The 13,382-nt window shown below is 73.4% G+C and carries 11 protein-coding genes; 3 read left to right on the top strand and 8 right to left on the bottom strand.

Annotated elements, in window-relative coordinates:
* Window positions 1-8 precede the first annotated feature (8 nt).
* The 3 genes from ACI2L3_RS28705 (at window position 9) to ACI2L3_RS28695 (ending at window position 2,004) form a co-directional block, all read left to right on the top strand.
* Window positions 9-344 (top strand): STAS domain-containing protein, encoded by a 336-nt coding sequence (locus tag ACI2L3_RS28705; protein WP_404755280.1) that lies wholly within the window; start codon window positions 9-11, stop codon window positions 342-344.
* Between the two features lie 107 nt (window positions 345-451).
* Window positions 452-1,294 (top strand): DUF1206 domain-containing protein, encoded by an 843-nt coding sequence (locus ACI2L3_RS28700; RefSeq protein WP_404755401.1) that lies wholly within the window; start codon window positions 452-454, stop codon window positions 1,292-1,294.
* A 119-nt stretch (window positions 1,295-1,413) separates the two neighbouring features.
* Window positions 1,414-2,004 carry a TetR family transcriptional regulator gene (locus tag ACI2L3_RS28695; protein ID WP_404755400.1) on the top strand — a complete coding sequence of 197 codons (591 nt, stop codon included), beginning with the start codon at window positions 1,414-1,416 and terminating at the stop codon, window positions 2,002-2,004.
* 48 nt (window positions 2,005-2,052) lie between these two features.
* Here the strand turns inward: ACI2L3_RS28695 and ACI2L3_RS28690 are convergent, their stop codons facing one another.
* The 8 genes from ACI2L3_RS28690 to ACI2L3_RS28655 form a co-directional block, all read right to left on the bottom strand.
* The gene (locus ACI2L3_RS28690; RefSeq protein WP_404755279.1) at window positions 2,053-2,601 is read right to left on the bottom strand and encodes a tellurite resistance TerB family protein; all 549 of its coding nucleotides are present in this window, start codon (window positions 2,599-2,601) and stop codon (window positions 2,053-2,055) included.
* 105 nt (window positions 2,602-2,706) lie between these two features.
* Window positions 2,707-3,396: a PepSY domain-containing protein gene (locus ACI2L3_RS28685; RefSeq protein WP_404755278.1), complete on the bottom strand. Its 690-nt coding sequence runs from the start codon at window positions 3,394-3,396 to the stop codon at window positions 2,707-2,709.
* A gap of 71 nt (window positions 3,397-3,467) precedes the next feature.
* Window positions 3,468-5,816 (bottom strand): protein translocase subunit SecD, encoded by a 2,349-nt coding sequence (gene secD / locus ACI2L3_RS28680; protein ID WP_404755277.1) that lies wholly within the window; start codon window positions 5,814-5,816, stop codon window positions 3,468-3,470.
* Window positions 5,817-5,885: 69 nt separating this feature from the next.
* On the bottom strand, window positions 5,886-6,284 hold the full coding sequence (locus ACI2L3_RS28675; RefSeq protein WP_404755276.1) for a hypothetical protein: 399 nt from the start codon (window positions 6,282-6,284) through the stop codon (window positions 5,886-5,888).
* Between the two features lie 129 nt (window positions 6,285-6,413).
* Window positions 6,414-7,454, bottom strand: coding sequence for a LacI family DNA-binding transcriptional regulator (locus tag ACI2L3_RS28670; RefSeq protein WP_404755275.1), 1,041 nt, complete (start codon window positions 7,452-7,454; stop codon window positions 6,414-6,416).
* Window positions 7,455-7,504: 50 nt separating this feature from the next.
* A complete protein-coding gene (locus ACI2L3_RS28665) occupies window positions 7,505-8,407 on the bottom strand; it encodes an ROK family protein (protein WP_404755274.1) in 903 nt (300 codons plus the stop codon).
* Window positions 8,404-10,107, bottom strand: a complete 1,704-nt coding sequence (locus ACI2L3_RS28660) for a class I mannose-6-phosphate isomerase (RefSeq protein WP_404755273.1) — start codon at window positions 10,105-10,107, stop codon at window positions 8,404-8,406. Before ACI2L3_RS28660 ends, ACI2L3_RS28665 begins: the two co-directional genes overlap by 4 nt.
* 48 nt (window positions 10,108-10,155) lie before the next feature.
* Entirely contained in the window at window positions 10,156-13,371 is a 3,216-nt protein-coding gene (locus tag ACI2L3_RS28655) for an alpha-mannosidase (protein ID WP_404755272.1), read from the bottom strand.
* Window positions 13,372-13,382 lie beyond the last annotated feature (11 nt).

The raw sequence follows: 13,382 nt of genomic DNA, 5'->3' as shown, positions 1-13,382 counted from the left end.
GTCACCGCGTGGTGAACGGCACTGATGTCCTTGCGTTTTGGGGCGAGCTGGACGCCTGGGCCGACCAGGAGCTCTCTCCCCGCGTCACGGCACTCCTCGACCGGGCCGGCCCGCGGGTCGTCGCGGACCTTCGAGGGGTGACCTTCATGGACGCCGGCGGCCTGCGGCTGCTGGTACGGATCCGGAATCAAGTGCTCCCCAACCGTGGCACGTTGTGGCTCGTGCCCGGCAGCCCGCGCAACCGGCGGCTGCTGCGCATCACCTCCCTCGACCGGGTCTTCACGATCCCGGCCGGCGCGCCGGTCCCCTGCACGCGAGCCGGCGCCCGGAGCGGATTCCGCTGATGCGGCCCGCGGCATGAGGAAGGTTCCATTGATGCGGCCCACGGCATGAGACGGGCCGACCCGGGCACTCGGTCCGCATGCATCTTCCCTCCATGCGCCTCCCGGACATGCGTCTCCCGTCGGCCGCGACGCGCGGCAAGAGCAAGGCACGGCGGGCGGCCAAAGGGCGCGGCGTAGCAGCGGTGGCACGCGCCGGATTCATCGGGCGCGGTGTGCTGTACCTCCTCGTCGGCGCGCTGGCCCTGCGCATCGCCTTCTCCGACGGCGGCGGCCGCCAGGCGGACCGCGGTGGCGCCCTGGCGGAGCTCGCGGACAAGCCGTTCGGGAACGTACTGCTGTGGATGCTCGGCATCGCCCTGGCGGGCATGGCGCTGTGGCGGCTCTCCGAGGTGTTCTTCGGGCAGGCGGGGCCGGACGGCGACACCGCGGGCAAGCGGGCCCTCGCGGGCGGGCGTTGCCTCTTCTACAGCTTCGTGGCGTACTCCATCCTCGCCTACGCCACGGGCGACAAGGGAAGCGGCAGCGGTTCCAGCGACCGGCAGACTCAGGATGCGACGGCGAAGGTGCTCGACTGGCCCGGCGGGAAGTGGATCGTCGCCGCCGCGGGCGCGGGTGTCATCGTGGCGGGGCTCTGGATCGCCGGACGCGCCCTCTTGCGGAAGTTCCACGACAAGCTGCGCATGGGCGAGATGTCCCGGCGGGTGCGCCGGGGCGTCGACTTCGTCGGCATCACGGGCGGCACGGCCCGCGGCGTGGTGTTCGCCGTCGCCGGCGGATTCGCCGTCACGGCGGCGCTGCGGCACAAGCCGGGCGAGGCCAAGGGCATCGACAACACCCTGCGCTCCTTCGCCGACACCGCGGCCGGGCCCTGGCTGCTCGCGCTGATCGCGGCCGGCCTCGCCGCCTTCGGCCTCTTCTCGTGGGCCAACGCCCGCTGGCGCAAGTTCTGAGCCGATGACGGGGGATGCCAGAACCGGCATGGGATGCCACGACAGCCCTGAGCGCCACAGAGGGCACGCCGAGGCCCGACCTGTACGATGACGTGGTGACTTCCCGCCCCCACCTGACCATGGCCGAGCGCAAGCGCCGGCTCGTGTCGGACGAACTGACCGAGTCCGCGCTGCGGTTGCTGGCACTGAAGGGGTACGACGCGGTCACCATCGACGAGATCGTGACCACCGCCGGTGTGTCCCGGCGCACGTTCTTCCGGTACTTCGCGTCCAAGGAGGACGTGGTCGTCCAGTTCCTCGCCGACATGGGCGCCGGTATGCGCGCGGAGCTGGCGGACCGCCCCGCCGGGGAGCGCCCCTCGACGGCGCTGCTGCACGCCGTCAAGGTGCCGCTCGCCGCCTGCGCCGACCACTTCGAACGCGCGCTGAGTGTGGTGCAGCTGATCCTGCGGACGCCCGCCCTGCTGGCCCGCTTCCTGGAGCGGCAGGCGCAGTGGCGCGGCGATCTGACGGAGGAGGTGGGGCGCCGCACCGGGCGCGACCCCGAGACCGACCTGTACCCGCGGCTGGCCGCCGGGATGGCGCTGACGGCGTTCGACGCCGTGCTGCACCGGTGGAGCGGCAGCGACGGCGCCGAAGACCCGGCCGAGCTGCTCGACCGGGCCTTCGAAGTGATCGCACCGGCGCTGGACGCGATCGAGCCGGCGTAGCGCCCGCAGATCGTCGTCCGGCGCTCGGTCGGAGTGTCCGGCGCTCGGTCAGAGGCCGAACTCCTGCGGGGACACGCCGAGTGCCGCGCACGCCTCCCGCAGGGCCTGCTCCTCGGCCGGGGCGATGTACCCGTCCGCGCCGGCGACGACGAAGCCGGTCTGGACGACCGCCTTGGCCTCCATCGGCTTCTTCGCCGCCTTGGCGATCTCCTGCATGGCCTCGGCCTTGCCCTGCTGGAAATTGACCGCCAACTGGTCGACGTGCTTGTTGAACCGCTGGCGGAGCTGGTCGGGCGGGAAGTTCTGCAGGACGTCGTTCTGCACGATCAGTGACTCGACGTGCTGCCGCTCGGCCGGGTCGACCGACCCGTCCGCGGCGGCGACCAGGGCGCACATGGCCATGCTGGCGTCACGGTAGGCACCGCTCTTGAGCTCCGTCTTGAGCGAGGCGAGCTGGGTCTTGAGCACACCCACGAGCTGAGCCTTCGATCCCCCGCCGGACCCAGAACCCGGCCGTCCGTGGCCGCCGGAGCTCCGTGTCCCCTGCGACTGCTGCAGACCCTTGGCCTGGTCCTTGATCCGGTCCCACATCGCCATCCGTGCCACCTCGACTGCTGTTCGCTGGTCGGCGCGCGGCTGCGCGCCACTTTGCCAACGCTTTCCCAGCCCGTGAAGTTCCACGCGCGGCACTCGTTCAGCTGTTCAGTCCTTGTCGACGTGCTCCCGGAGGATCTTGCGGTTGGTCGCGTCGACGTCGAAGGTCGTCTTGTTCCAGTCCTCGGGCGTGACGACGTCCACCGACCACAGCACCGTGCGGCCCTTGTCGGAGTCGTCGAGCTCGACGGAGGTGACGGTGCCCTTCTTCTTGCCCGTGGCGGTCTCCGCGGCCTGCTGCGGAGTCACGGTCGCCTTCTTCAGCCAGTCGGCGAGCTCCTGCTTGTCGTCGGCCTCCTGATCCGCGTCGGCCTTCGGCTTGTCGGCCTTGCCGGTGACCGCGTCGACGCGTACGGAGTGGGCGCTGCCGTCGTCCGTCGCCACCTCGGCGTCCCAGTGCGGGGCGTCCGGCGTGCCCTTGAGCTCGATCGAGACCGGCTTCGACTTGTCCACCGCCGCCACCGCGCTCTTCAGCGCGTCCTCGTAGCCGACCTTGGCCTTGGGGACGAGGGCCTTGCGCTCGGACTGGTCGTCCGTGAGGGTGCCGCCGTCGGCCGAAGCGGAGGGCGACGCCGCGCGACCGGCCTCGGAGGCGTCGGTCTTCGCGGTGTCGCTGTCGTTGTCGCTGCCGCAGCCGGTGAGCAGGGCTCCCGCCGCGGCCGCGGCACACAGGAGGGTCGCGCCCCGGGAGGCCGCCAGGCGGCTACGCCGTGCAGATGCATTCGTTTTTGTGACCATATGGCCACATTAAGTCAAATCTCCGACCCTCACCTGGAGAGACACGATCACCTGCACGGCCGCCCCGCCGCCTACACCACCGCCCCCGTCCCCCGGTCCCTCTTCCTCCGCGCCTCCAACGGGCTGTACCCGTCCGACACCTCGCCCGATCCACCTGGCCCGCGTGGCCCGCCGGTTCGCGCGGGCGGCGGAGCCGGATTGCGTCGTTCGAGTGCGAGGGCGATCGGGACGGCCGTGAAGACGGTCGAGGCCATGCCGACCAGGACCCCGGCGATCAGTGCCAGCGAGAAGTCCGCGAGCGAGTCGCCGCCGAGCACCGCGAGGGCGGTGAGGATGAACAGCGCGCCCATGCCGGTGTTCACGGTGCGCGGCAGCGTCTGTACGACGGCACGGTTGGCGGTGGCCGCCAGGTCGCCGCGCGGATCGCGGCGGCGTGCCTCGCGCACGCGGTCGAAGACGACCACCGTGTCGTTGACGGAGTAGCCGATCACGGTGAGCAGAGCGGCGAGGAAGACGCTGTCGACGGGCTTGCCGAGCCAGGCGAAGAGGCCCACCACGAGCAGCACGTCATGGACCATCGCCGAGACGGCCGCCGCCGCGAGGGTCCAGCGGAAACGTACGCTCAGGTAGATCAGCTGGGCGGCGACGGCGATGCCCAGCGCGATGAGCGCCTTCTGGCGCAGTTCGCTGCCGAGGCTCGGGCCGATCATCTCGTCGCGCTCGACGGTGACCGTGCCGCCCTCCCGCGCCAACGCCTTCTTGACGCGCTGCTGTTCGGCATCGGTCAGCCGTTCGGTGCGGACGCTGATGTCGCCGTCGCCGGACTCCTGCACCACCGCGCGCGGGAAGCCCGCGTCGGACACGGCGCCGCGGGCGGTGTCGGCGTCGACGGGCCTGCTGGTGCTGTACTCGACGAGGCGGCCGCCGGTGAATTCGACGCCGAACTCCAGGCCGCGCAGGGCGATGCCCGCGAAGGCCACGACGACCAGGAGGGCGCTCGCGCCGAGCCAGCGGCGCCGGTGGCGCACCAGGTCCGGGTCACGGCGGGCCAGCCAGGTGCGGACGCGGCCCGTGGAGGCGATGCCCGTCAGGGCGGGCCGCTTGCGCACGAAGCTCCGGCCGACGGCGAAGTCGGCGAGGACCCGGGTGATGACCAGCGCGGTGACCATCGACGCGAGGACGCCGATGCACAGGGTGACGCCGAAGCCCTTGACCGGTCCGGTGGCGAAGAAGAACAGCAGCCCGGCGGCGAGCAGCGTCGTCACGTTCGAGTCGACGACCGCGCTCCATGCCTTGGCGAAGCCCGTGCGGACGGGTTTGGCCAGGTCCGTCGAGCGGACGGCGAGGTAGTCCTCCCTGGCGCGTTCGAAGACGAGCACGTTGGCGTCGACGGCCATGCCGATGGCGAGGACGAACCCGGCGAGCCCCGGCAGGGTGAGCGTCGCGCCGAGCGCCACCAGAGCGGCGTACGAGATGAGGCCGTACAGCGTGAGGGCGAGGGCGGCGAGCGCGCCCAGGAGCCGGTAGACGACGGTGATGAACAGCGCGGTCAGGGCGATGCCGATGAGGGCGGCCTGGGCGCTCGCCTCGATGGCGTCGGCGCCGAGCGTCGGGCCGACCGTGCGCTGCTCGATGATGTCCACGGGCACGGGCAGTGCGCCGCCCTTGACGAGCGCGGCGAGATCGCGCGCCTCGGACCGGTCGAAGTCGCCGGTGATCTGCGTGGTGCCGCCGGTGATGCCGGTCTTGCAGGCCACGCCCTCGTTGACGCCGGGCGCGGAGATGATCTTGCCGTCGAGGGTGATGGCGACGCGCCGCTCGGGCGCGCCCTGCGGCGCGCAGGCCGCCTCGCCGGTGATCCGCGCCCATGTCTCGCCCGCCTCCTTGCGGAAGTCGAGCGTGACCAGCCACCCGGAGAGCGACTGCTGGTCGAGGGTCGCCTCGGCGTCCTTGACGCCCTCGCCGGTCAGCGCGGTCGGGCCGAGCCTGAGGTGGCTGCCCGGCCGGTCGGGGTCGGGCAGGGTGCGCGATCCGTCGGCGGCGGGCTTCGCGCTGCCCTTCTCCGCCGACTCCCCCGTCACCGGGTGGACCGTCAGCTGGGCGGTGCGGCCGATGACTTCGGCCGCCTTGCGCGGGTCCTGTACGCCGGGCAGCTCGACGATGATGCGCTTATCGCCGGAGCGTGCGATGCCCGGTTCGGAGACGCCGAGCGCGTCGACGCGCTGCCTGAGGACCTCCAGGGCGCGGTCGGTGGACGCGGCGTCCGCCTTGACGGTGGGTGAGTCCTTGGTCTCCAGGACGATCTGGGTGCCGCCCCGCAGATCGAGGCCGAGGCGAGCGGATTGGGTGAGGGCGATGTACACGGACAGGGCGACGACCGCGAGCGCGACGATCGCCCGCCACAAGGGTGCGCGGGACATGGGGTTCTCCACGATGAGGGCAGGACGGAAGAACGCGTGACCGGGCGTCGCGGGTGCGGTGTGCGCCGGTCAGGCGTCGGGGACGGTCTGCGTGCTCATCGCCGGGGGCGGACCGCGCGGGGCAGCGGTCGGCAGTGGCCGCCGCGGCGGGGCGGGCGCGGTGGCGGGGCGGGCGTCGGGCCCGCCCAGGGCGCGGTGCGGCGCCGTGTCGACGGCGGTGTGCGCCGGGCCGGCCGGCTGCGGGCCCGGAATGTGGGCGTCCGGCCGGTGTGCGAGGGCGATGTGGAGTGCCGGGACGTCCTGCGGCCCGGTGGGCTTGCCGGCGTGGGCCGCCACGGTGTGCCGGGCGAGCGGCGCGTCGGCCGGCGCCCCGTACGCCGCGGCGGACGGGATGAAGAGGGCGAGGACCGTGGCGACGAGGGACAGCGCGGACACGGCCAGACGCGCGGAACGGCTCTGCTGCGCCACGCGTGCCCCCGTCCCGTCGGCTCTCACCCGGTGCTCTTCAGCATCTCTGCGGTGTCTCTGCGGGTGCGCACGGTGTGGCACCGCCCTGCTCAACGTACGGGCCACCCCGGACCGTTCCACCCCACGGCATCAAGTTCCGTACTCGACCAGGCTGGTGGGCACCACGATCTGTCGCGGTGGCGCCGCGGCTGCGCCGTGCAGGCGGTCGGCGAGGAGGCGGCCCGCCGCACGGCCGACTTCGTCGCTGTCGTACGCGACGAGCGTCAGCGGCAGCCCGAGCGCGTCGGCCAGTTCGAAGTCGTCGAATCCCGCGAGGGCGACCTGCGTGCCGCCGCCGGCCTGCAGCGCGCGGAACGCCCCTATGGTGTTGCGGTTGTTGGAGCAGAACAGCGCGGTCGGCGGGTCGGGCAGCGCGAGGAGTTCGGCCGCCGCGCGTGTGGCCTCGTGGGGTTCGGTCTGGCCCTGGCGCACGAGGCGGGTGTCGACGGTGAGGTCCGCCGAGGCGAGCGCCGCCGCGTAGCCGCGGAGCCGTTCGGTGCCGGTGTGCACGGCGGGCGGCGAGCCGAGGAAGCCGATGCGGCGGTGGCCGCGCGCCAGGAGCCGGGCCGTCGCGTCGCGGGCGCCGCCGAAGTCGTCGACGAGGACGCAGTCCGCCGCGAAGCCCTCGGGCGGCCGGCTGGCGAGCACCACCGGCACGCCGTCGGCCGCCGCCGCGGCGAGGTGGCGCTGGTCGGCGCAGGCGGGCACGGCGATGATGCCGTCGACACGGCGGGCCAGCAGGTCGGCGACGAGCGCCCGTTCGATGTCGGGGTCCTGGCCGGTGTTGCCGATGACCGTCTTCAGGCCGTGCTCGGCGACCACGGAGTCGACGCCGAGGGCGAGGCGTGAGTAGAAGGGGTTGGCGAGGTTGGTGATGACGAGCCCGACCAGGCCGGTGCCGCGGCCGAGGCGGAGGCTGCGGGCGACCTCGTTGGGGCGGTAGCCGAGGTCGGCGGCGGCGGCCCGGACGCGCTCGCGGGTGGCGGGCAGCACCTGCGGGTCGTCGCGCAGCACGCGGGACGCCGTCATCGCACTGACCCCGGCGCGCTCGGCGACGTCCCGCAGGGTGGGCTGGCCGCTCCTGGGTTCGCGCGGTGGCCGACCGAGGTGCGGGTCGTGCGGTCCGGGCATGGTGCGGACGTCCTTCCGTTCCGTGGTGCGCGCTGCCTGAGAGCGACGGTTCAGGGCACGGCGGCCGCGTGGGCCGCCGCCCCGACGAGCGCCGCGTTCCCGCCGAGCCCCGCGGGGCGCAGCGTGACGGGAGTATCTCCCAGGCCCGCGCGCAGCGCGGGGCGGAGCAGGTCCCAGGAGACGGCCATGGCGCCGCCGACGACGAGGACGGTCGCGTCGAAGGCGCGCAGCCGCGGGGCGAGCACGGTGCCGAGGGTCGTGAAGGCCTCGTCGAGGACCTGCCGTGCCCGCCGCTCCCCGGCCCGCGCCCGCTCAGCGATCGTCCGTACATCGAAATCCGGCGCACCGCCCCCGCCCTGCCGGTGGCCGTCCTCCCGGCCGTAGCGCGCGAGGATCGCGCGCCGGGACACGGAGTCCTCCAGGGGCCTGCCGCCCGCCTCGACGAGGTCGATGCGGCCCTGGGGCGGTACGCCCGGTCCCGTGTGCCGGACCTCACCGGCCACGAGGAAGGCCGAACCGACGCCGGTCCCGAGGGTGATGCCCACGCACCGGTCGTGTCCGCGCGCGGCGCCCGCCCGCCACTCGCCGAGGAGGAAGGCGTGCGCGTCGTTGAGGAAGACGGTCTCGGAGGGGCGCGGCCGGACTCCGTCGAGGAGCACCGCGCGTACGTCGATGCCGTACAGGTCGTCGAACTTGCCGACGCCCTCGAAGCGGGCGATGCCCTTGTCGTAGTCGAAGGGGCCGGGGACCGCGACGCCCCACACCTGTCCGGCGGCGGCGTCCAGCTCCCCGGCGCAGCGGACGAGTGCGCCGAGGACGTGCTCGGCGGTGCCGCGCGCGTGGACGGTCTGCCGTATGCGGCGGGTCACGGTCGCCGTGCCGGGGTCCGCGAGGGCGGCGGTCACGTGGGTGCCGCCGAGTTCGAGGACGGGTCTCGCGTGGCCGGGGCTCATGGGCGGACCAGCGCCTTGACGACCTTGACCGGGGCGTCGCCGACCGCCGCGAGCCGGTAGGGGCCGACCGCCGCGGGCACCGTCAGCGTCTCCGCGTACGCCAGCGTGTGCCGCTCCCCCGCCGCCGTGCGCAGCAGGACGCCCTCGCCCTCCACCACGTTGAGGACGTGGAAGCGGCCCGCCGTGTCGTCGTCGGCCACGGCGTCCGCGTCCGCGTCGAACACATGACGCCGCACTTCGTAGAACATCTCGTCCAGCGCGCCCAGGAGTTCCTCGCGCCAGCCGTGACCGGCGCGCAGGGTGCGCGGTTCCTGGACCAGGTCGTGGGCGACGGCGGCGCCGCGGCGTTCGGTCTCGAGATTGGCGAGGCCGTGTTCGTAGGGGAGTTGGCGGGGCCTGCCGTCGGCGTCGGGGCGCAGCCAGTCGTAGAAGCGGAGGGAGTAGAGGTAGGGGGTGGCGCTGATCTCCAGGACGACGTTCCCGGCGCCACTGGCGTGCGGGGTGCCCGCGGGGATCATGAAGAGGCGTCCCTGTTCGGCAGGGAACGTCATGACGTGGTCCTCGGGGTTCATGGGGACCCCGTCGTGTGCGGCCTCCTCGATCTCCTTACGGAAGCGGACCGGGTCGGCGTCCTCGCGCAGGCCGAGGAAGACGCGGGTGTCCGGGCTGCCGAGGGTCATGTAGTACGTCTCGTGCTGGGTGTAGGACCAGCCGAACCGCTCCCGCATGTACCGCTCCTTGGGGTGGCAGTGCACGGAGAGGTTGCCGCCGCCCACGGTGTCGAGGTAGTCGAAGCGGATCGGGAAGGAGGTGCCGAAGCGGGCCGCCACGTGCGGTCCGAGCATCGCCTCGGGATGCAGGACGCAGAGCAACTGGAAGGGCACTTCCACCTGTTGGCCGGGGTGTGTGCCGATGAGGACGCCCGCCTCGGGGGCGATGAGTTCGTAGCCGAGGGCGGTGTTGCGGGCCGCGGGGTCGAAGCCCAGGCGGCGCTGGGCCCAGTGCCCGCCCCAGGGCGTCGAGTTGAAGTACGGGCGGGTGCGTACGGGGCGGTGGGCGAGGTCGGCGAGGGTGGCGCGCAGGCCGGTGCCGTCGACGTAGGCGGGCCGTGCGGGGTTCTGGACGTCGAGCCAGCCGTCGAGGCGGGGGGCGAGGGCGTCCCGGTGGCGGTCGAGGACGGGCCAGTCGATGTAGAAGAGCCGCCGCAGCGTGGCTTTCGCGCCGGGGAGTCCGAGGTTGCGGCCGGTGCCCGCGGCGACGGCCGCCTCGGCGTGGCGCTTGGGCAGGTCGGCGTACCAGAGCACGTCGTGCGCGAGGAACGCGGCGCCAGGGCCGTGGACGAGGAGCACGTCGCGGCCCGTGGGCGGCCGCGTCCGCGGCAGGTCGTCGAAGAGGTCCCGGAGCGGGGTCCCGGCGAGTTTCGCGTAGTAGGGGTCCTCCGCGTCCTCGGCGGATTCGGTGCGGCGGCGCACCGTGGCGGGCGGGGCGTGGTGGGCGCGCAGGTCCAGGGTCCGCACGGCCCTGCCGCGCACGGTCAGCTCCTCCGTCAGCCGGGCGGCGAGGCCGTCCCAGTCCACCGTCGGCGGGCCGTCCACAGCGACGGTGACGGGGCCCGGGGGCAGTTGCGCGGCGACGGCCTGCCAGCCGGTGGCGAGGACGGCCCCGGGCGCGGGGGCGTAGCGCGGGTCGAGCCGGTACACACGTTCTCCTTCGCGCGGACGTACGGGAACAACGCTCGGGGGTGGGCTTCAGAGGTCGGCCTGCCGGAAGAGGGCGGCTGCCCGCTCGAAGAGGACGGCTGTCGTGCCGAGCGTCGGCACGTTCAGCGCCACGTCACCACCGACGCAGGGCAGTTCCCCGGCGGGGGTGCCGAGGAAGTCCGCGCGGTGGGCGGCGGTGACCGGGAAGCGTGCGCGGACCCGGCAGGTCAGCGGCTGCTCCGCGAACGACTGGAGACGCAGCAGGACGTGCCCGGGACGCGGCGTGGTGGCGCCGACGAGCCGGACGCGCGGGTCGTCGATCTCGACGAAGCAGCAGAGGTCGTGCGGGTCCGGCGCGCCGTCCGAGATCCCCCTGGCTCGGACGGCGCGCATCGGGCGGCTCCGGGCGGCGGCCGTTCGCGGACCGAGGCCGCCGGCGCCGGAGCCGCTGGCACCTGGGCCGCAGGCCACGCTGTAGCGGTAGGTGAACTCGAAGCCCTGTGCGCTGGGGAAGTTGGTGTCCCACAGGTTGTTGTGGATCCAGGAGAAGACGGTGGCGGGCTCGTCGTGACCCATGGTCCTGGGGAACGGCGCGTACGGCAGCGCGATGTTGCCGAACTGTACGAGCGGCGCGTCCTGCGTGGCCCACGCCACCGTCAGGTCGTCGTCGCCGAGGGTCACCCAGCGGCGCACGGCCCGCATGTGCAGGGCGGACCCCGGCACCACCGGCAGTCCGCTGCCCGTGACGCCGCCCGAGGCCTCCATGCGGACGACCGGGTCGTCGAAGGCGAAGGGGAAGGCGAAGTAGGCGCTCTCCTTGCCGAGTCCGGCGTCCTTGTCGAGGCGGTTCTCGATGTCGAGGCGGGGCACGCCGTGCGGCAGGGTGAGTGTGGTGCGCAGCCGGTTGGCGCCGGCCGGGCGGGTCTCGTACGTGATGGTCTCGGCGGTGGCGGTGGAGCGGCGGGCGATGAGCGCGGCGGGTGGGGCGACGGCGCGGGCGCCGAGGTGTTCGAGGCGGTCCGATGCGGTGGTGCGGCTGGAGTTGTGGTTGAAGGCACCGGCGGTGGTGTAGCTGTCGTGGATGTAGACGTTGAAGCCGACGATCGCGTCGGCGCGGACGAGTTCGCGGCCGGTCCTCTTGTCGGTGACGGAGGAGACGCAGGCGTGCGCGAGGTCGACGCGGACGGCGAGGTACTCGTTCTCCAGGAGGGTCGGGTCGGGGTGCGCGAGCGCTGCCGCGGCGGTCTCGGCGGGGTCCTCGCGTTCGGTGCCGCCGGTCGGGTTCCAGCCGGTGGCGGCCTGCACCGTCGCGGGTTCCTCCTCTTCCACGGCTCCGGCGGCGGTGACGATGTCCAGGCCGACCGATCCGGTGGGCGGCACGTCGTCGACGCGGACGAGGAGGAAGCGTCCCGCGTCGCGGTGGTCGTCGTTGGTCTGCGGCTCCTCGTCGTGGGCCAGTTGGCGTCCGTCGCGGGCGTCGCGGACGGTGACCGGCTGCTCCAGCGGCACGGTGCTCTCGGGCAGGAAGACGCGGACGACGTCGGTGCGCGGCCAGGAGCAGGTGTTGACGACGTGGTACGTGGCCGCCGCGTCCGGCGAGGCGGCGAGCCGCTGTCCGAGGCGGGCGCTCGCGCGGGCGAGGAGCGCGTTGCCGTCGTCGTGGGCGCGCATCGCCTGCCCGTACTTCCAGTGCCACTGGTGTTCCCCGGAGTGGCCGCCCTCGTCGCCGTGGGTCCACGGGTCGCCGGCGCCCCAGGTGTGCTCGTCGAAGAGCGACACCGCTTCGTAGACCCCGGCGGCGTCCCTGCTGTCGTCCTCGGCCCCCGTGGCGCCGAGGAGGGCGGCGAACGTGCCGATGGTCTGGGCGTCGGCGACCACGGACTGGGCGGTCCTGGCCAGGGACAGCGGGCGCGCCCCCGACCCGACCCCGTCGACCCACCAGTCGGTCCAGTCGCCCTCGAAGGTGCGGATCTCGTCGCCGAGTCTGGCCTCGGCGTCGGTGAAGAAGTCCTCGTTGCGGGAGAGCCGCAGCTGGGGGTGGGCCCAGGTGTCGTTCCAGCGGCGGACGGTGTCGGCGATGACGCGGCGGGGTGGCGCGTTGTCGCCGAACTTGCCCTGGACGCGCAGGTGGAGCACGTCCCACGGGTAGGGCTCGCGTTTGATCTCGGTGTGGTCCATGGCCCAGCCGAAGATGCCGCCGCGGTACGGGTAGGGGTTGGTGGCGAGGGAGGTCAGGTAGGCGGGCAGCAGGTCGTCGACGTCCGCGTAGTCGGTGTCGAAGCCGAGGAGGGGGCCTTCCATGTAGGCGAGGCCGTGCGGGGTGTCGGTGACCCACACCAGGACGCTGTTGCCGCTCGGCGCGCGCCAACGGAAGAGGCGGGGCAGTTTCTCGCCGCCGACCAGGTGGGGGACGGACCGGCCGGCCCAGTTGTGCGCCACGGAGAGGTACTTGACGCCTGCCGCCGCGAGCGCGTCGACGAGGCCGACGACGGCGCCGGGCACGTCGGTCTGCATGGCGGAGGTGAACTCGACGCCGTGTTCGTCGCGGACGGTGCGGGCCAGGCGCAGGAGTTCGTGGAGTTCGTCCGTGGAGCAGGTCTCGGTGTGCAGGTTGAACGGGAGCGCGGTCAGCTCGATGCGGCCCTCGCGGACCCTGCGTACGAACTCGTCGACCTGCTCGGCGGGCCGGGCGCGCGCCCACTGCTGGAACGACCACAGCGACTCGACGCACCAGCGGAACCGGGATGCGTCGGGCCAGTCGTCGGTGGCGCGGGTGAGCTCCAGGCAGGAGTCGAGGAAGGACAGGTGCTCGGCGAGGACCGTGCCCTGGGGGTCGGTGTAGCCGATGTCGAGGTGGGAGTGGTGGACGAGGTGCAGGGTCCAGCGGCGCTGCGGGGTCAGCTGTACGTCGATGCCGGCCCGTCCTTCGGGGAGGCCGACGGTGACGCGGGTCGCCGCGTCGACGGCGGGCAGCAGGAGCCGTACGGAGCGGCCGGGCCCGGGGACGCGGTCGGCGCGCAGGGCGGCGCCGGATTCCGTGCGTACGCCGAACTCGTCCGGCAGCGCCGTGCCGTTGACGGGTTCGACGCGCAGGGACTGGAGCAGCGTGCCGTCGTCCGCGTGGCGCAGGAGGGGTTCCTCGGTGAGCCGCAGGGCGGTGCCGTCCGACAGGGTTCCCTCGGCGCTGACCACTCCGGCGCGCAGGCTGTCGCGGATCCGGTCGTTGTCCCAGTCGGTGGTGCGGACCAGTGCCCGTGTCGTCATGCGGATCTCTC

Source organism: Streptomyces sp. NPDC029674 (assembly GCF_044903205.1).
Classification (GTDB): Bacteria; Actinomycetota; Actinomycetes; order Streptomycetales; family Streptomycetaceae; genus Streptomyces.
Note: the sequence above shows the minus strand (reverse complement) of the source record. Positions and strands in the feature narration are given on the sequence as shown.

What these genes read in the sequence shown, in the direction of transcription:
- ACI2L3_RS28665 (WP_404755274.1), bottom strand. Translation starts at nt 8,407, where the DNA reads ATGAGCCCCGGCCACGCGAGACCCGTCCTCGAACTCGGCGGCACCCAC.
- ACI2L3_RS28700 (WP_404755401.1), top strand. Translation starts at nt 452, where the DNA reads ATGCGTCTCCCGTCGGCCGCGACGCGCGGCAAGAGCAAGGCACGGCGG.
- ACI2L3_RS28690 (WP_404755279.1), bottom strand. Translation starts at nt 2,601, where the DNA reads ATGGCGATGTGGGACCGGATCAAGGACCAGGCCAAGGGTCTGCAGCAG.
- ACI2L3_RS28695 (WP_404755400.1), top strand. Translation starts at nt 1,414, where the DNA reads ATGGCCGAGCGCAAGCGCCGGCTCGTGTCGGACGAACTGACCGAGTCC.
- secD (WP_404755277.1), bottom strand. Translation starts at nt 5,816, where the DNA reads ATGTCCCGCGCACCCTTGTGGCGGGCGATCGTCGCGCTCGCGGTCGTC.
- ACI2L3_RS28655 (WP_404755272.1), bottom strand. Translation starts at nt 13,371, where the DNA reads ATGACGACACGGGCACTGGTCCGCACCACCGACTGGGACAACGACCGG.
- ACI2L3_RS28685 (WP_404755278.1), bottom strand. Translation starts at nt 3,396, where the DNA reads ATGGTCACAAAAACGAATGCATCTGCACGGCGTAGCCGCCTGGCGGCC.
- ACI2L3_RS28670 (WP_404755275.1), bottom strand. Translation starts at nt 7,454, where the DNA reads ATGCCCGGACCGCACGACCCGCACCTCGGTCGGCCACCGCGCGAACCC.